Annotated in this window: 18 protein-coding genes; 12 read left to right on the top strand and 6 right to left on the bottom strand. The window is 65.8% G+C overall.

The window, feature by feature from the left end; translation table 11 throughout:
* The first annotated feature begins 220 nt into the window (after window positions 1-220).
* Entirely contained in the window at window positions 221-1,195 is a 975-nt protein-coding gene (locus tag EOA23_RS10310) for an alpha/beta hydrolase (RefSeq protein ID WP_127303888.1), read from the top strand.
* A 75-nt stretch (window positions 1,196-1,270) separates the two neighbouring features.
* Here the strand turns inward: EOA23_RS10310 and EOA23_RS10305 are convergent, their stop codons facing one another.
* Genes EOA23_RS10305 through EOA23_RS10295 form a run of 3 tightly spaced genes read right to left on the bottom strand, consistent with a single transcriptional unit; the run spans window position 1,271 to window position 3,158 of the window.
* Window positions 1,271-1,489, bottom strand: a complete 219-nt coding sequence (locus tag EOA23_RS10305) for a 4-oxalocrotonate tautomerase family protein (protein ID WP_126064057.1) — start codon at window positions 1,487-1,489, stop codon at window positions 1,271-1,273.
* 25 nt (window positions 1,490-1,514) lie between these two features.
* A complete protein-coding gene (locus EOA23_RS10300; RefSeq protein WP_127303886.1) occupies window positions 1,515-2,408 on the bottom strand; it encodes an SDR family oxidoreductase in 894 nt (297 codons plus the stop codon).
* Between the two features lie 15 nt (window positions 2,409-2,423).
* The gene (locus EOA23_RS10295; RefSeq protein WP_189341572.1) at window positions 2,424-3,158 is read right to left on the bottom strand and encodes an SDR family oxidoreductase; all 735 of its coding nucleotides are present in this window, start codon (window positions 3,156-3,158) and stop codon (window positions 2,424-2,426) included.
* 109 nt (window positions 3,159-3,267) lie between these two features.
* Here EOA23_RS10295 and EOA23_RS10290 point away from each other — a divergent pair, with 109 nt between their 5' ends.
* The 8 genes from EOA23_RS10290 to EOA23_RS10255 all read left to right on the top strand — a co-directional run bounded on the left by EOA23_RS10290 (window position 3,268) and on the right by EOA23_RS10255 (window position 12,318).
* Window positions 3,268-4,161, top strand: coding sequence for a LysR family transcriptional regulator (locus EOA23_RS10290; RefSeq protein WP_127303884.1), 894 nt, complete (start codon window positions 3,268-3,270; stop codon window positions 4,159-4,161).
* Window positions 4,162-4,417: 256 nt separating this feature from the next.
* Window positions 4,418-5,557 carry a transporter substrate-binding domain-containing protein gene (locus EOA23_RS10285; protein ID WP_245474116.1) on the top strand — a complete coding sequence of 380 codons (1,140 nt, stop codon included), beginning with the start codon at window positions 4,418-4,420 and terminating at the stop codon, window positions 5,555-5,557.
* Window positions 5,554-6,138, top strand: coding sequence for an ANTAR domain-containing protein (locus EOA23_RS10280; protein ID WP_127303881.1), 585 nt, complete (start codon window positions 5,554-5,556; stop codon window positions 6,136-6,138). The genes EOA23_RS10285 and EOA23_RS10280 overlap by 4 nt, the downstream gene beginning before the upstream one ends.
* A 9-nt stretch (window positions 6,139-6,147) precedes the next feature.
* On the top strand, window positions 6,148-6,996 hold the full coding sequence (locus EOA23_RS10275) for an ABC transporter permease (protein ID WP_127303880.1): 849 nt from the start codon (window positions 6,148-6,150) through the stop codon (window positions 6,994-6,996).
* 2 nt (window positions 6,997-6,998) lie between these two features.
* Window positions 6,999-7,919: an ABC transporter permease gene (locus tag EOA23_RS10270; RefSeq protein ID WP_127303878.1), complete on the top strand. Its 921-nt coding sequence runs from the start codon at window positions 6,999-7,001 to the stop codon at window positions 7,917-7,919.
* A 29-nt stretch (window positions 7,920-7,948) separates the two neighbouring features.
* The gene (locus EOA23_RS10265) at window positions 7,949-9,577 is read left to right on the top strand and encodes an ABC transporter substrate-binding protein (RefSeq protein WP_127303876.1); all 1,629 of its coding nucleotides are present in this window, start codon (window positions 7,949-7,951) and stop codon (window positions 9,575-9,577) included.
* Window positions 9,578-9,685: 108 nt separating this feature from the next.
* Window positions 9,686-10,630, top strand: coding sequence for an acetamidase/formamidase family protein (locus tag EOA23_RS10260; RefSeq protein WP_127303874.1), 945 nt, complete (start codon window positions 9,686-9,688; stop codon window positions 10,628-10,630).
* Window positions 10,630-12,318, top strand: a complete 1,689-nt coding sequence (locus tag EOA23_RS10255; RefSeq protein WP_127303872.1) for an ABC transporter ATP-binding protein — start codon at window positions 10,630-10,632, stop codon at window positions 12,316-12,318. Before EOA23_RS10260 ends, EOA23_RS10255 begins: the two co-directional genes overlap by 1 nt.
* A 23-nt stretch (window positions 12,319-12,341) precedes the next feature.
* Here EOA23_RS10255 and EOA23_RS10250 read toward each other — a convergent pair whose 3' ends face one another.
* Window positions 12,342-13,376, bottom strand: coding sequence for an aldo/keto reductase (locus tag EOA23_RS10250; protein ID WP_127303871.1), 1,035 nt, complete (start codon window positions 13,374-13,376; stop codon window positions 12,342-12,344).
* Window positions 13,377-13,454: 78 nt separating this feature from the next.
* Window positions 13,455-14,213, bottom strand: a complete 759-nt coding sequence (locus tag EOA23_RS10245; RefSeq protein ID WP_127303869.1) for an SDR family NAD(P)-dependent oxidoreductase — start codon at window positions 14,211-14,213, stop codon at window positions 13,455-13,457.
* A gap of 117 nt (window positions 14,214-14,330) precedes the next feature.
* On the opposite strand from EOA23_RS10245, the gene EOA23_RS10240 reads away from it, so the two are divergent.
* The gene (locus tag EOA23_RS10240; RefSeq protein WP_245474114.1) at window positions 14,331-14,936 is read left to right on the top strand and encodes a TetR/AcrR family transcriptional regulator; all 606 of its coding nucleotides are present in this window, start codon (window positions 14,331-14,333) and stop codon (window positions 14,934-14,936) included.
* A 7-nt stretch (window positions 14,937-14,943) separates the two neighbouring features.
* Here the strand turns inward: EOA23_RS10240 and EOA23_RS10235 are convergent, their stop codons facing one another.
* Entirely contained in the window at window positions 14,944-15,861 is a 918-nt protein-coding gene (locus EOA23_RS10235; RefSeq protein ID WP_127303865.1) for a polyprenyl synthetase family protein, read from the bottom strand.
* Window positions 15,862-15,989: 128 nt separating this feature from the next.
* Between EOA23_RS10235 and EOA23_RS10230 the strand changes: the two genes are divergently transcribed.
* Window positions 15,990-16,697 (top strand): transglycosylase domain-containing protein, encoded by a 708-nt coding sequence (locus EOA23_RS10230; RefSeq protein ID WP_189341574.1) that lies wholly within the window; start codon window positions 15,990-15,992, stop codon window positions 16,695-16,697.
* A 154-nt stretch (window positions 16,698-16,851) separates the two neighbouring features.
* On the top strand, window positions 16,852-17,034 hold the full coding sequence (rpmF, locus tag EOA23_RS10225) for a 50S ribosomal protein L32 (protein WP_006203806.1): 183 nt from the start codon (window positions 16,852-16,854) through the stop codon (window positions 17,032-17,034).
* Window positions 17,035-17,355: the final 321 nt, after the last annotated feature.

Genomic DNA, 17,355 nt, shown 5'->3' with positions numbered 1-17,355 from the left:
GTGCGCCTGCATGAATGGACGCACATCGCCAGAACTATTCAAGTGCGTGGACCCCTTGGCGCTCCGTGACCATGTCGGACATTGACTGCCGCGAGCGCCCCTGAGACAGTCAATGGAAGATGCGCATCTCCGAAATTTGGCACTCCGTCGGCTCGGACACCCGTTGGCCCGTCGGGCCTTCCCTTGATCAGAGGTGGAAACGCGCGCACGAGAGGCGGCCGTGAGCGAACCCACACAGCGAATAGTTGCGACCAACGGCATCCGCCTTAACATTGCGGAGCACGGAGACGGTCCGCCGGTGCTGTTGTGCCACGGCTTTCCCGAATCCTGGTATTCCTGGCGCCATCAGTTGAGCGCGCTTGCGGCGGCGGGTTTTCACGCCGTCGCCCCCGACATGCGGGGCTATGGCAAGAGCGATCGGCCGGAGGCGATCGACCAATACACGCTCTTTCATCTGGTCGGCGACATGGTGGGCCTTCTCGACGCCCTTGAAGCTCCCAGCTCCGTCATCGTCGGCCACGACTGGGGCGCGGTCGTCGCCTGGCATGCGGTGCTGCTGCGACCGGACCGCTTCCATGCCGTCATCGGCCTCAGTGTGCCGTTCCGGCCGCGCGCCAATGCGCGCCCGACCAGCCTCATGCCGCGAACTGCGGAGTCCCAGTTCTACCAGCTCTATTTCCAGCAACCCGGCATTGCCGAGGCGGAGCTGGAACGGGACCCGCGGGCCACGGTGCGCGCCATACTTTACGCCGTGTCGGGAGACGCTTCGGACGGCGGCGCCGGAATTGCCATGGTCCCGCGCGGCGGAAGCCTCCTGCAAGCAGCCGACGTTCCCGCAAGCCTGCCGCACTGGCTCAGCGAAAGCGACATAGATTTCTACGCCGGCGAGTTCCAGCGCGCCGGCTTCGCCGGAGGCCTCAATTGGTACCGCAACATCGACCGGAACTGGGAACTTATGGCGCCCTTTGCGGGCGCGCGGATCAAGGTTCCCGCGCTCTACATGGCAGGCGATCGCGACCTGGTGGTCGCCTTCCCCGGCATGGATCAACTGTTGGCCAATCTCAGGAACTTCATCCCGCAAATCCGCGATACGCTGATGCTGCCCGGCTGCGGGCATTGGACCCAGCAGGAGCGCCCGGACGAGGTCAACGCCGCGATGATCGAATTCCTGCGGAGCTTGCCGAACCGGGGCTGATCCAAGCGAAGCGAGTATCGGCTCCGACACGAAGGGTTGGGCGCGCCGCTCGGCAAGCGACTCGCCCGGTTCAAGTCAGGCACTATCCTTGGCCCGGTACGCGTCGGGAATGACGAAGACCTCGTCGGCGCGGCCATAGCCCCCATCGGGAACCTCCTCGATCAGCACCATGGTGTGGGGACGCACACCTTCGCCGAAATAGTCGACGAACATCTGCGTGGTCTTGTGGACCAGCTCCTCCTTCTGCGCTTTCGTGAGGGCGGCCTCGGGCATCTTGAAGTTGGCAAAGGGCATCTCCAGGTTCCTTTCGGGTTGGGTTTCAGGGCTTTGGATGAAGGAGGTCGGCAAGGCCGATGCGCTCCAGAAGCTGTGCGCGGACGCGATCGGCGACGCCGTTGACGATGGCCGCACCGTCGTCGGACGGATCGATATGGACGCGGAACGGCCGGCGGCCATGCGGCATCGCCACGAGATCCACGATGGCCTCTGCGACCTTGGAAGGATCGGCGTCCGCGGGCTCCAGGCCGGCAAGACCCTTGAGCGCCTGCTCATCCGCGCCGGCGTAAGGTCCCGACCAATAGGCGGCGGCGCGCCCGGTGTCGGCGGGCTTGCCGGAATGAGCGAAATGCTCCGTGCCCTTGGTGAAGGCGCCCGGCACCACGATGCTCGTCTCGATGCCGAAACGGGCAAGCTCCAGCGCGTAGCTCTGCGCCAGCGCATCCATGCCCGCCTTGGCGGCGAAATACGGCGCGAGGAATGGCGGCGTGCCGCCGCGCGTGCTGCTCGATCCGATCCATATCATCAAGGCCCGGCCAAGCGAGCGCATGGCGGGAAGGACTGCCCGGTTGACGCGCTGGGTCCCCAGCACATTGACGTCGTAGAGCTGCGCCAGTTGCTCCGGTGTGAAGGCCTCGGTCGGTCCGAACACCATATGGCCGGCATTGTGGATGACGACATCGATCCTGCCGGCTTCCGCGAGGATGGTTTCCACGGCCGCTTCGATCGACGGTTCCGACAACACGTCCAGCGCGATGGCGCGGATCTCCAGGTTCTCCTCGCGGGCCAGTCTTTCGACCTCGGCCGCGGCGGCGCCTCCACGCGCCTGCGGATCGCGCATCGAGGCATAGACCCGGTGGCCGGCCCTGGCGAGCGCCTTCGCGGTCATGGCGCCGAAGCCGCTCGATGCGCCGGTGATGAGAATCGTCTGCTGCATGGTAGCCTCTATCCTTTAGATCGCGCCGCCATTGGCGCGGATGACCTGGCCGTTGACCCATTGGCTGTCCGGGCCGGCAAGGAAGGCGACGAGCCCGGCGATGTCGTCGGGCTGGCCGAGGCGGCCGAGCGGGATGAGCCTGGTGATCGCCTCGATCTGCGCGGCGCTCTTGCCGTCGGTGAAAAGTTCGGTGTCGACCGGGCCGGGCGCGACGGCGTTGACCGTGATGCCGCGCGGGCCGAGTTCCTTGGCAAGGATATGCGTCATCGCTTCGACGCCGGCCTTGGTCGCGGCATAGACGCCGTAGGCCGGCTGGTAGAAGCCCACGACACTTGAAGAAAAGTTGATGATACGGCCACCATCGTTCAAGCGTGTTGCAGCTTCGCGCATGCCGCGGAACGTGCCGCCGAGATTGATGGCGAGCTGCCGTTCGAATGCAGCGTCGTCGGTGTCGGCGATGGGCGACAGCCGCATCATGCCGGCATTGTTGATGAGGATGTCGGCCTTGCCAAATGCCCTTTCAGCCGCGTCGAACAAGGCGGCCATGCCGGTCGGTTCGCCGATGTCGGCCTGGACCGCGAGAGCGGTGCCGCCGGTAGCCTCGATGGCCGACACCACCTCGCCGGCCGCGTCCTTGCCGCGCGCATAATTGACGATGACGGCGATGCCGTCCCGGGCGAGCCGCTTGGCGATCGCGGCGCCGATGCCTCTCGATGCGCCTGTCACGATCGCTGTTCTTGTCTTCTGCATGATCGGTCTCCGTTCGTTTGTTTGTTGTGGAGCCGATATAGATCGTCCTGTCTTCCGGATAATCGGCCGGCTATTGACAGCAGTATTCGAACTGAGCGAACAATCAGCCATGGATCGATTGGACAGGATGCGACTGTTCGTGCGCGTGGTGGAGCGGCGCAATTTCACCGCGGCCGCAGCCGATCTCGGCCTGCCGCGCTCGACCGCGACCGAAGCGATCCAGCAACTGGAGGAGCATCTGGGGACAAGGCTGCTAGACCGCACAACGCGCCATGTCGCCACGACGCTCGACGGGCAGGCTTATTACGAGCGCTGCCTGTCGATCCTTGCCGAGGTGGAGGATGCCGAGGCCGGATTCCGCAGCGCCGAGCCGCGCGGCCTGTTGCGCATCGATGCGCATCCGCTGCTCACGCAGCGCTTCCTGCTTCCGCAACTGCCGGCCTTCCTCGAACGCTATCCCGGCATCGACCTGCATATCGGCCAAGGCGACCGGCTGGTCGACCTGGTGCGCGAAGGCGTCGACTGTGTCATTCGCGCCGGCGAACCGCAGGACAGCGGCATGATCATGCGGCGGCTGGCGATGATCGCCGAGATCACCTGCGCCAGCCCAGCCTATTTGAAACGCCACGGAACGCCGGCATCGCCCGAGGCGCTGGAAGGCCACCAGGCCGTCTGCTTCGTTTCCTCCCGGACCGGCGATATCCTGCCGCTGGAATTCACGATGGGCGCCGGCCTGCGCCAGGTAACGTTGCCGGGCCGGGTCCGTGTCAACAATTCCGACACCGCGGCCGATCTGGCGCGCCTGGGCTTCGGCCTTCTGCAGGCGCCACGCTACCGGCTCGAAAAAGACCTGGCTGACGGGACGCTGGTGGAGGTTCTCAAGGATTTCCCGCCGACGCCGACGCCGTTGTTCGCGCTCTATCCGCAGAACCGCCAGCTCGCGCCGCGGCTGCGCGTCTTCCTGGAATGGGCGTCCCGCATCTTTGCCGAGGCAAGAGTGTAAACATCGGCGGCGTCACCGCTGAAAACCGTGGCGGCTTTGAGCGAGCCGGTCGCTTGATGGGCAAACCACCAAGCCATTGTACCCATTCGCGCGCAGGACCGTTGACAAGCCTGCGTCCACTCGTGTTCTATTTCGCAAGCGCACAATTTCCCGCGTAACACATCGCGTCCGGCATTGCCGGGCAAGGGCAGCATGGCCTCGCCGCGTCTCATGAAAGCATGGGATGCGTGTGGGGCCTTTGTTTTTTGAGGTCCGGGTGAAGACGTTCAGGGTCGGCATCCTCTATTCGACCACCGGTCCCTACGGGGCGATCGGCCGCGACTGCCGCGCCGGCGCCGAATTTGCCATCGAAGAACTGGAGAAGGCCGGCAGCGCCGTGCGCATCGAGCCGGTCTTCGGCGATCCGGGCGGCCAGCCGGAGCGTTACCTCGACCTGATCCGCTCCATGCTGCGCGACGACCAATGCCGCAATGTGATCGGCACCATCACCTCCCTGTCGCGCAAGGATGTCATCCCGCTGGTGGAGAAATATGACGGGCTGCTCTGGTACATCTGCCCCTACGAAGGCTTCGAGGCCAACGAGAACGTCATCTACACCGGCGCCTGTCCCAACCAGCATCTGATACCGCTGTTCGACTACATGCTGCCCCGCTACGGCAAGCGCGTCTATCTCGCCGGCGCCAATTATGTCTGGGGCTGGGAGATGAACCGGCTGGCGCGCGAGCTTCTCACGCGCGCCGGCGGCGAGGTGCTCGGCGAGCGCTATTTGCCGATCGAGGAGACCGATGTCGGCCTGCTGATCGCCGATCTGGAGCGCCACCGGCCCGACTTCATCTTGAACAACATGATTGGCCCGTCGAGCTACGCCTTCCTGGCCGCTGTGCGCCGGTTGGCGGATCGCGATCCTGCCTTCGCGCCGGAACGCTGCCCGGTGCTGAGCTGCGACCTGACGGAATGCGAGCTCGGCGAGATCGAGCCGGGCACAGCCGTCGGTCAGCTCTCGACAGCCTCTTACTTCGAAAGCCTGGCGTCGCTCGAAAACCGGATTTTCAAGCAGCGCGTCGCCGCCCGTTTCGGCACCGGACGCCGCGTCTCCAGCTTCTTCGCCGGCGCTTATGCGGCGGTGAAGCTCTGCGCCGAGGCGATCACCGAGGCCAATCGCGACGACCCCGCCAGCGTGCGCGGCTTCCTGCACGCCAGGCCGCGACAGACTGTGCTCGGACCCCTCGCAATCGACCCGCGCACCAACCATGCGGCCCTGCCTTTCCATCTCGGTCGCATCAACGAACAGCCCGGCTTCGACGTCATCGCCTCGCATGGCGCGATCGTCGCCGATCCCTATCTTGTCGGCACGCTGGCCAGCCAGCCCGTCCCGCATCTGAGGGTCGTGCAATGACGCGGACGCCGAATTTCGTCTCCTGGCGCGCCGCGATCCTGCATCGCGCCGACGACAACATCGAGCGCCTGAAGCGTCAGCTCGAACGTCTCGGTGTCACCGTCCTGGTGCAGTGGAAGCCGCTCGATCTCGCCGAAACGCCGGCCGACATCGTCCTTGTCGACGCCGACCAGGGCTGGGACGATCTTTTGCCATGGGACGGGGACGAGGCGCCCGTTCCGGTGGTCGCGCTGCTTGGTTCCGAAGCGCCGGGCCGCATCGCCTGGGCGCTGGGCAAGGGCGCCGGCGCGCTCATCGCCAAGCCGGTCACCGCCTCCTCGGTTTATCCGGCGCTGGTGCTTGCCACGCACGCCCACCATGAGCGAACCGCCGTCAAGGCGCGCATCGCCGGCCTGGAGGAGCGTCTGCGGCTGAGACCGATTGTCTACGACGCGATGCGCTCGATCATGGCCGCGCAAGGCGGCGATGAGGCCGGCGCCTATCGCACGCTCTGCCGCCTCGCCATGCAGCGCCGGCTCACCGTCGAGCACGTCGCCGTTTCCATAGTTGCCGGGCATGAGCCCGTGCCGCGCGCGATGTAGGCCGCTGGCATGCGGGTTCTGCGCGAACTGACAAGACGGCCTTCCGCCCTTTTCGGGCTGATCGTGGTCGTGCTCGTCCTGCTGGCGGCGATCTTCGCGCCATGGATCGCGCATTTCTCGCCGGACGACCAGCTTGCCGACGGCCTGTCGCTCGAAGGCGCGCCGCTGCCCCCTGGCGGCGACCATCTGTTCGGCACCGACACGCTCGGCCGCGACCTCTTCGCCCGCGTGCTGTTCGGCGCCCGCACGTCGCTGATCATCGGTCTCGTCGCCAACGGGGTCGCCGTCGCGATCGGATTGCTTGTCGGGCTGCTCGCCGGCTATCTGCGCGGCGCCGCCGGCAATTTGCTGATGCGCTTCACCGACCTGATGATGGCCTTTCCGGCGCTGCTGCTCGCAATCGCGCTCGCGGCGCTGCTGAGACCCAGCCTGTGGATCGTCGCCATGGTGATCGCCCTGGTGAACTGGGTGCAGGTCGCCCGCATCGTCTACACCGAAACGCGCGGCCTGGTGGAACGCGACTTCATCGTCGCCGAGCGTTCGCTGGGCGCCGGCAATGGCCGCATCATCCTTCTGCACATCCTTCCCCACCTGATGCCGACCGCGATCGTCTGGGGCACGCTCGGCATCACCACCACGGTGCTGCTCGAGGCGACGCTGTCCTTCCTCGGCATTGGCGTGCAGCCGCCGCAGCCTTCCTGGGGCAACATCATCTTCGAGAGCCAGAGCTATTTCCAGGATGCGCCCTGGCTGGTGTTCATCCCCGGCGCGATCATCCTCGCCACGGCGCTGTCCTTCAATCTGATCGGCGACGCCCTGCGCGACATCCTCGACCCGACCCAGCGCGGGAGGCTGTGACGATGGCCTTCTTCCTCGCCCGCCGTCTCGTCCAGGCCGTGCTGATCCTGCTCGGCGTGGCCGCCATCACCTTCCTTCTGCTCTATTTCCTGCCGGCGGACCCCGCCGTGCTGATCGCCGGGCGCTCCGCGACGCCGCAGATGGTGGCCGCCATCCGGCATGAGCTTGGCCTCGACCAGCCTCTGGTCATGCAGTTCCTGCATTATGACGGCAACCTGCTGCATGGCGATCTCGGCCGCTCCTATACGCAGAAGACCGAGGTGCTGCCGCTGATCCTGGCGCGGCTGCCGGCGACGCTCATCCTCATGGCCGCCGGAATCGTCGTCGAGGTCGCGCTCGGCCTGACCTTCGGCATCATCGCGGCGGTTCGGCGCGGCGGCTTCGTCGACCGCTCGGTGATGATGCTGTCCTTCGTCGGCGTCTCGTCGCCGCAATTCGTCGTGGCGCTGCTGCTTCTCTATGTCTTTGCCGCCACGCTCGGCTGGTTCCCGATGTCCGGCTTCGGCACGGCGCGGCATGTCGTGCTGCCGGCGCTCACGCTCGGCGTGCTCGGCGCCGGCTGGTATGCGCGCATGGTGCGTTCCGCCATGATCGAGGTGCTGCGCCAGGACTATGTGCGCACCGCCCATGCCAAGGGTCTCAGCGGCCGCCGCGTGGTGCTCGGCCACGCGCTGCCCAACGCGCTGTTGCCGATCATCGCCATGGTCGGCATCGACATCGGCCAGTTCATGAGCGGCGTAGTCGTGGTCGAGGCCGTCTATGGCTGGCCCGGCATCGGCCAGCTCGCCTGGCAGGCCATCCAGCAGGTCGATGTGCCAATCATCATGGGCGTCACACTGGTCTCGGCGCTGGCCATCGTGCTCGGCAATTTGCTCGCCGACTTCGTCGCCCCGTTCGTCGATCCCCGCATCCGCAGCCAATAACCAACAAGACCAACAGAGGAGTGAACTCAATGAACAAATTCGTCAAACAGATTGGCCTGGCGGCACTGCTCGCCACCTCGGCCCTGATGCCGGCCAGGCTCGCCTTAGCCGACACGCCGACCAATGGCGGCGACATCATCGTCACCTACAAGGACGACATCGCCACGCTTGATCCAGCCATCGGCTATGACTGGCAGAACTGGTCGATGATCAACGCCCTGTTCTCGCGCCTGGTCGACTACAAGCCGGGCACGACGGAACTGGGGCCGTCGCTCGCCGACAGCTACGACGTCTCCGACGACGGCAAGGTCTATACGTTCAAGCTGCATCCCGGCGTCAAGTTCACCAACGGCCGCGCGGTGACGGCGGCGGACGTCAAATGGTCGATCGAGCGCGCCGTCAACCCGAAGACGCAAGGCCCGGGCGCCGGCTTCTTCCACTCGATCGTTGGCGCCGACAAGATGACCGCCGGCACCGCCGAGACGATGGAGGGCATCACGGCGATAGACGACCATACGGTAAAGTTCACGCTGTCTCAGCCCGACGCCACCTTCCTCAACGTGCTGGCGCTCAACTTCGCTTCCGTCGTGCCGAAGGAGGCGGTGGAATCCGCCGGCGGCGACTTCGGCAAGCATCCGGTCGGCTCCGGCGCCTTCACGCTGAAGGAATGGACGATCGGCCAGCGCCTCGTCTTCCAGAAGAACCCCGACTATTTCATCAAGGATCGGCCGCATGTCGACTCTTTCACGATCGAGATCGGCCAGGAACCGCTGGTGGCGCTTTTGCGCCTGCAGAAGGGCGAGGTCGACATTGCCGGCGACGGCATCCCGCCGGCGAAATATCTGGAGATGAAGAAGTCCCCCGAGTTCGAGGGCATGATCGTCGACCGCCAACAGCTGGAAACCAGCTACGTCACTTTGAACACGCAGGTAAAACCCTTCGACAACGCCAAGGTGCGGCAGGCCGTCAACATGGCCATCAACAAGGACCGCATCGTGCGCATCATCAATGGCCGCGCCACGCCGGCAAGCCAGGTGCTGCCGCCGCTGATGCCGGGCTATGACCAGAACTACAAGGGCTATGCCTACGATCCCGAAAAGGCCAAGGCGCTGCTTGCCGAGGCCGGGTTAAAAGACGGCTTCTCGACGCAGATCTACACCTCCAACACCGATCCGCAGCCACGCATCACGCAGGCGATCCAGCAGGATCTGGCGGCGATCGGCGTCAAGGCCGAGATCAAGGCGGTGGCCAATCCGAACGTAATTGCCGCTGGCGGCACGCAGGGCCAGGCGCCGATGGTCTGGTCCGGCGGGCTCGGCTGGATCGCCGACTTCCCGGATCCGTCCGACTTCTACGGGCCGATCCTCGGCTGCGGCAGCGCGGTTGCCGGCGGCTGGAACTGGTCGTGGTACTGCAACAAGGACATCGACGCCCGCGGCCAGGCGGCGGACGCCATGCCGGTGCCGGCCAAGGCCGAGGAGCGCAACAAGGCCTGGGCCCAGATCTTCACCGACATCCAGACCAATGACGCGCCCTGGATTCCGGTCTTCAACGAACGCCGCGTGGTGGCCAAGGCCAAGCGCATGGGCGGCCCGGATGAGATCTATATCGATCCGACCCGCGTCATCAATTACGAAGCGATCTATGTGAACAAATAGGCCGTCTCATTTGCCGGTGGCGGGCGTCCAGCCCGCCGCCGGTGGCCTTTCAATGATGCCGCCGAAACGGGAGTGCGGCTTGCCAAAAACAAACGAGAAGCAACAACCATGTGTGTGAAGTGCGACTACACCATTCATCGCGCCAGCCACCATTTCGGCTGGAACCGCGATTTCGAGCCGGCGCTGACGGCCAAGCCGGGTTCGACCATCCATTTCGAATGCCTCGATTCCTCCGGCGAACAGTTCGACGCGAACTCCACGGTGGCGGATGTCTCGATCATGGATTTCGGCAAGGTCAATCCGGTGACAGGACCCGTCTATGTCGCGGGCGCGATGCCGGGCGATGCGCTGAAGATCACGCTGCGCCATTTCGAACCGTCGGGCCTCGGCTGGACCGCCAACATTCCGGGCTTCGGCCTGCTTGCCGACCAGTTCAAGGAACCTGCGCTGCACATCTGGAAATATGATGCCGCCTCGATGGCGCCGGCACTCTATGGCCCGGGCGGGCGCGTACCGCTGAAACCCTTCGCCGGTACGATCGGCTTAGCCCCCGCCGAACCCGGGCTGCATTCTGTCGTGCCGCCGCGCCGCGTCGGCGGCAATCTCGACATCCGCGACCTTGCGGCCGGAACCACGCTCTATCTCCCGGTCGAGGTCGAAGGCGCGCTGTTCTCGATCGGCGACACCCACGCCGCTCAAGGGGATGGCGAGGTTTGCGGCACGGCCATCGAGAGCCGCATGGACGTCGAGGCGACGATCGAGCTGGTCAAGGACGCGCGGCTGGAAAGCCCGCGCTTCACCACGCCGGGACCGGTGACCCGCCATCTCGACGAGGCGGGCTACGAGGTCACCACCGGCGTCGGACCGGACCTGATGACCGCGGCGCGGGAAAGCGTGATGCGCATGGTCGACCTGCTTGCCGGCGACCATGGGCTGAAGCCGGTCGACGCCTACATGCTCTGCTCGGTCTGCGGTGACTTGCGCATCAGCGAGATCGTCGACATGCCGAACTGGGTCGTCTCGTTCTATTTTCCGAGGATCGTCTTCAATTGATGACGGATGGTTCCGGACGAGGAAGAGATGCTGTCCTGACCGTCGAGAACCTGTCGGTGGACGCGCTGACGCCTGAAGGCGCAAGGCGCGTCATCGACGGCATCAGCTTTGCGCTGGCGCCGGGCGAGACGCTCTGCCTTGCCGGCGAGTCCGGCTCGGGCAAATCGGTGACGGCGCTTTCGATCATGCGCCTGTTGCCGCGCGCCTCCCTGCGCATCGCCGGCGGCGACATCAGGCTCGAACGCCAGTCGCTCCCGCGCCTGCCGGAGCGCGCCATGCGCGACGTGCGCGGCGGCGAGATCGCGATGATCTTCCAGGAGCCGATGACGTCGCTCAACCCTGTACACTCGATCGGCGCGCAATTGACAGAGGCGATCCGCATCCACCAGGGAGCGGAAGGTTCAAGTGTCGAGCAGCGCGCCCGCGACATGCTGGATGTCGTGCATATCAGCGACCCGGCGCGGCGCATGAAGCAATATCCGCACGAGCTCTCCGGCGGCATGCGCCAGCGCGTCATGATCGCCATGGCGCTGTCCTGCCGGCCGAAAGTGCTTCTGGCCGACGAGCCGACGACGGCGCTCGACGTGACGGTGCAGGCGCAGATCCTGAAACTGATGCGCGAACTGAAGCGGGAGTTCGGCACCGCCATCATCCTCATCACCCATGACATGGGCGTCGTCGCCGAGATGGCCGACCGGGTGGCCGTCATGCGCGACGGACGGATCGTCGAGGCCGGGTCCGCGCTCGACATCTTCGAGCGGCCGCAAGCCGACTACACGCGCGAACTGCTCGCCGCCGTGCCGCGTCTCGGCGCCTTCGCGGGAACCGACGCGCCGCCCCGGATCACGGCCACCCCCCGGACGCCGACGCCGAACGGCGAAGCGCCCGTGCTTTCGGTGAAGAACCTCGTCGTCGATTACGGTGCCTCCGCCAGCCTGTTCCGCCGCCGCGCTTCAGAGGCGCCGGCGGTGCAGGAAGTCTCCTTCGAGATAAGGCCCGGGCGCACGCTCGGCCTCGTCGGCGAAAGCGGCTCCGGCAAGTCCACCACCGGCAAGGCCGTGCTCGGCCTTGTCCCGTTCGCCGGCTCGGTGATCATCGGCGGAACGTCCATTCACGGCCTCTCGGCGAGCGCGATGCGGCCGGTGCGCCGCGCCGCGCAGATGATCTTCCAGGACCCCTACGCGTCGCTCGACCCGCGCATGACGGTGGGCGCCGCCATCGCCGAGCCGCTCGTCATCCACGGCATCGGCAGCAGGGACGATCGGCGCGAACGCGTGGCCTCCCTTCTTGCGCGCGTCGGGCTCGAAGCCGATCACGCCTCGCGCTATCCGCACGAATTTTCCGGCGGCCAGCGCCAGCGCATCTGCATCGCACGCGCCCTGGCGCTGGAACCGAAGCTGATCGTTGCCGACGAAAGTGTTGCTGCGCTGGACGTGTCGGTGCGCGCTCGCGTGCTCGACCTGATGCTGGAGCTGCAGGAGACGCTGGGCCTAGCCTATCTCTTCATCTCGCACGACATGGCGGTGGTCGAGCGCATGAGCCACGACGTCGCCGTCATGCGCGCCGGCCGCATCGTCGAGGCCGGCCCGCGCCGCGCGGTGCTGTCGTCGCCGCGGGAGGATTACACGCGCGAATTGATCGCGGCCGTCCCCATTCCCGATCCGCGCGTCGTAAACGTGCAGAACTGACGTCGTCCCGACGCGTCGCGTGCTCATACCGCCGCCCGTTCCGCGGCTGGACGGCGGCGGAGGCTGGCGGTGGTCAGAGCCGGCGGATTGTACGCGGCCTCGTTCAGGCCGACATCGGTGCCGGGCGGAACGATCCGGTCGATACGGTCGAGGACGTCGTCGGCCAGGCGGATGTCGGCGCCGGCAAGCAGGTCGTCGAGATGCTGCATGGTGCGCGGGCCGAGGATCGCCGATGTCACGCCGGGATGCGCCATGACGAACGCCATCGCCATGTGAGTGAGGGACATGCCGGCTTCGGCCGCCAGCGGAATGAGCTGCTCGACCACATCGAGGCTCCGCTCGTCTGACATCTGCCGCGGCATGAATTTCGCCCGTATGCTGCCCTCGGGCAGCGGCTGCCCCTTGCGGTAGCGGCCGGTAAGCAGGCCCTTGGACAGCGGGCTCCAGACCAGCACGCCCATGCCGTAGCGCTGACAGGTCGGCAGCATGTCGCGTTCTATGCCGCGGTCGAGGATCGAATAGGGCGGCTGCTCGGTGCGGAAGCGCGCGAGGCCGCGCCGCTCCGCGACCCACTGCGCCTCGACGATTTCGGAAACCGGGAAGGTCGAGGAGCCGATGGCGCGCACCTTTCCCGCCCGCATCAGGTCGGCAAGCACCGAAAGCGTCTCTTCGATGTCGGTGTCCGGCGAAGGACGGTGGATCTGGTAGAGGTCGATGTAGTCCGTCTGCAGGCGCTTGAGCGAATCCTCCACCGCACGGGTGATCCAGCGCCGCGAATTGCCTTGCATGTTGGGATCATCGCCCATCGGGCCGTGGACCTTGGTGGCAAGCACGATGCTGTCGCGGCGCCCCTTCAGGGCCTTGCCGACGATCTGCTCGGATTCGCCGGCGCTGTAGCGATCGGCGGTGTCGACGAAGTTGATGCCGAAATCCAGCGCCTTGTGGATGATGCGGATCGCATCTTCATGATCGGCATTGGCTATGCCGCCGAACATCATCGCGCCCAGGCAGTAGGGGCTGACCTTGATGCCGGTTCGTCCGAGCGTACGGTACTGCATGGCTATTCTCCTTGAATTCGACGGGCCGCCCAAGCGACCTGCGGCAGAAGCTGCGCTGCCGGTGATGTTCGATCTGCCTCACCAGGGGATCGTCACATTTTCCCATCTTGTGAACGTCCCCGAAGGACCCTCCGGACGGAGCAGGGCGACGCGGACCACCTCGCGCGAGCCGTCCTCGACCGATTCCGTTCCGCCGTAGTTGTTGAGGTTGGTGCGGGTGTAGGCCGGCGAGACCAGGTTGACCTTGATGCCTGTCGACTCGAGCTCAATCATCATCGCCAGCGTTATGGCGTTGAGCGCGGTCTTGGAGGCCGGATAGACCGGGCCGAACAACGCGCGATAGCCGAAGGCAGGGTCGGCGTTGGAGGTCAGCGAACCGACGCCGCTCGACACGTTGACGATGCGGGCATCCGCCGATCGGCGCAGCAGCGGCAGCATCGCCTGGTAAACGGCAAGCACGCCGAACACGTTGGTCTCCCACACGGCGCGTACTTCATCGAGGGAGACGTTGCTCGGGCGGGTCAATCTGGCATGGTCCTCGACAGTCGCGTCCGGCCGGCGTCCGGTATTCGAAATCGCGGCATTCTGGACGAGCAGGTCGAGCCGGCCGAATTCGTTGCCGATACGCGCCGCCGCGGCGTTGATCGAGTCCTGATCCGTCACGTCGAGCTGCAACGCGATGGCCCTCGGCCCGATCTCGCTCGCCGCCGCCTCGCCGCGCTCGAAATTGCGCGATCCGACAAGGACGGTGACCCCGTTTGCCGCGAGTTCCTTCGCAACCTGGAGGCCGACACCTTGATTGGCTCCAGTGACCAGCGCGATGCGATTGTCCGGCATGATCGTCTCCTGTTGTCCGATTGATTGTCACAGCCGCCGCCCTGCACTATGTTGACGGCTGCGGAACAGTGTTCCGATTCACAAATACGGAACATTGTTCCGTTTTTCAAGAGGTATTTGGTGAGCGGGAAACGGCGCACCCCAAATGAGCTGGCGGAGAGCGTTGACCGACGCGTGCGTGTCGACGCCCAGCGCAATCTCGACGCGCTGCTGCAGGCGGCCAAGGCGGTGTTCGCGACCTCGGGCGTCGATGCGCCGGTGCGCGAGATCGCCGAGAAGGCGGGTGTCGGGGTCGGTACGGTCTATCGGCACTTCCCGCGGCGCTCCGATCTCGTCGCCGCGGTGTTTCGTCGTGAAATCGATGCCTGCGCCGCCGCCGCGCCTCTCCTCGCGGCCAGCTATGACCCTGGCGAGGCTTTGTTGAAGTGGATTGAGCGCTACGTAGCCTTTATCGCGACCAAGCGCGGCTTGGCCGAAGCGCTGCATTCGGGAGATCCAGTCTTCGAGCCGCTGCCGCTATACTTCCAGCAGAATCTGGAGCCCGCGCTCGGCCAACTGCTCCGTGCCGCGGCGACCGCGGGGGAAATCCGGGGCGATGTCGATGCAGGGGACCTGCTGAACGCCATCGCGAGGCTGAGCGGCGCCGATCAGGCGCAGCGCATGGTCGCCTTACTGGTCGACGGCCTCCGCTATGGCAAGAAAGCATCTTCAGGCGTCCGATAGCCTGTCGTCAGCTGTTGCGCGTGGCGACAAAAGTCGCGGCCTCCTTGAGCAGCTCCGCTGCGTCGCCATACGGCTCGAGCAGCCGATGCGCCTGGTCGATCAGGCCGTGCAGCTGGCCCCGCGCCCAATCGGGTCCGTGCAGCGACGCAAGCGTCGCCTTGCCGGCGGCTGCGTCCTTGTTCGTCGCCTTGCCCATCTGCTTGGCGTCGGCGGTCAGGTCGAGCAGGTCGTCGGCGAGCTGGAAGGCAAGGCCGATCGCGGAGCCGAATTCGGCCAACCTCTCGCGGTCGGCCGCCGGCGCGCCGGCGACGATCGCGCCGGCCTCGCAGGCGAAGCGGATCAGCGCGCCGGTCTTCATCGCTTGCAACGTGATGATGCCCGCCTCGTCCGGCCGGTTGCGCTCGGCTTCCAGATCGAGCATCTGGCCGCCGACCATGCCGCCGGCGCCAGCCGCGCGCGAGAGCGCCAGCACGAGCGCCACCTGACGATCGGCAGGCAAGGCCGTCGCCTCGTCGGCGATGATGTCGAAAGCCAAGGTCAGCAGCGCGTCGCCGGCGAGGATGGCTGTCGCTTCGTCGAAGGCCTTGTGCACCGTCGGCTGGCCGCGCCGCAAATCGTCGTCGTCCATCGCCGGCAGGTCGTCATGGATCAGCGAATAGCAATGCACGCATTCCAGCGCCGCGGCGACGCGCAACGCCGCGTCATTGTCGGCCGAAAACAGCGCGGCACTTTCCATGACCAGGAAAGGCCGCAGCCGCTTGCCGCCGTTGAGCACGCCATGCCGCATCGCCGCCATCAGGCGCTCGGGCCGCGCGATCTCACCGGTGAGCGGACGCGCGTCGAGAATCCGGCGCAGCTCGGTCTCGACGGCAGCGGCGCGCAGGAAAAGCGCGGTTTCGAAGGCGATCTGGTCGTCTTTGCTCATGGTCGGGACCGGTAGCCGACACTCAGACATTGCGCAAGCAGGCGCGCGCCTTTATGCCGGAGGGGGCGAGGCACGGGTGGGACGGCTTGACGGAACCGATCGTCGAACATGGAAGCGAAGGGCTGGACATGGCGCGGTCGCGGCGCCTGAGCCGCGCCAGTATGAGGCGCATCGGCCGGCGCTGCTTGGTCGTCGCGCTCGTACTGGCGGCCATTCCGGTCGTGCTCACCTTCCTCTATTTGCCGTCCTTCGTGCATCCGATATCGACCCTGATGCTGAAGGACCTCGCGACCTTCTCCGGCTACGACCGGCGCTGGGTGTCGATCGATGACGTGGCGCCGGTGCTGGCGAACTCGGTGATCATGTCGGAGGATGGGCAGTTCTGCTTCCATCGCGGCGTCGATCTGGGCGAATTGCGCGGCGTGGTCGACGACGCGCTGGCCGGTGAGGCGACGCGCGGCGCCTCCACCATCACCATGCAGACGGTGAAGAACCTTTTCTTGTGGTCGCGGCCGCTGGGCAGCGTGCGCAAGGTCGTCGAGCTGCCTTTGGCTGTCTATTTCGATGCGGTGATGTCGAAGCGGCGGATCATGGAGATCTATCTCAACATCGCCGAATGGGGGCCGGGAATCTACGGCATCGAGGCCGCCGCGCGGCACCATTTCGGCATCTCGGCCAAGCAGCTGTCGCGCAGGCAGGCGGCGCTGCTGGCCGTCAGCCTGCCCAACCCGATCGCGCGCAATCCGGCCAAGCCGGGGCCGGGATTGCGCCGGCTGGCCTCGCTGATCGAGCGGCGCGCCAGCCGATCCGGTGCCTATGTCGGGTGCCTCGACTAAGCCGTCGCGGCGCCGGCTCAAAAAAATTCGCGGCCAGCGCTGGCCAAAACGGCGCAAGGCGTGTATAGGCACCCAACTTTCTCAGATTATGGCCTCGATGCGGCCCTTTCGCGAGGGTTGCCGGGGCATTTTGACCATGTAGTGGAGCATATCCATGGCCGTTCCAAAAAGAAAAACCTCTCCGTCGAAGCGCGGCATGCGCCGCTCGGCCGACGCCCTCAAGGCCCCGACCTATGTCGAGGACAAGAATTCCGGCGAAATGCGCCGCCCGCATCACATCGACCTGAAGACCGGCATGTATCGCGGCCGCCAGGTTCTGGAGCCGAAGGAAAGCTGAGAAGCTTCCAAGGATTTCTGACGATTCGAAAGACCGGTCCCTGGCCGGTCTTTTTGTTTTGGCGCCGGCGGCGTCCGGAATTGACCGCTCGCACTGCCGATGGCGGCGCAACCGGCTGACATCGTTATTTCATTAGGTCTTACAGCGTGTTCGCCGCGGCGGCGAAAAACCTTGACGGCGCGCTTGCCGCGGATTTTACAAAAGGGGGTGCCCTGATTGGAGTCGCCCAGATGTTCGGTGCCATCCCGCTGCTGATCGTGCCTTTCGTCCTCTACAATCTCGGCCTGCTCGGATTGTTCGGCGGCGGCGACGACCCCTGGA

The sequence above is a fragment of the Mesorhizobium sp. M2A.F.Ca.ET.042.01.1.1 genome (assembly GCF_003997405.1).
GTDB lineage: Bacteria > Pseudomonadota > Alphaproteobacteria > Rhizobiales > Rhizobiaceae > Mesorhizobium.
The sequence above is the reverse complement of the archived record's forward strand: the minus strand, read 5'-3'. Positions and strand labels throughout refer to the sequence as shown.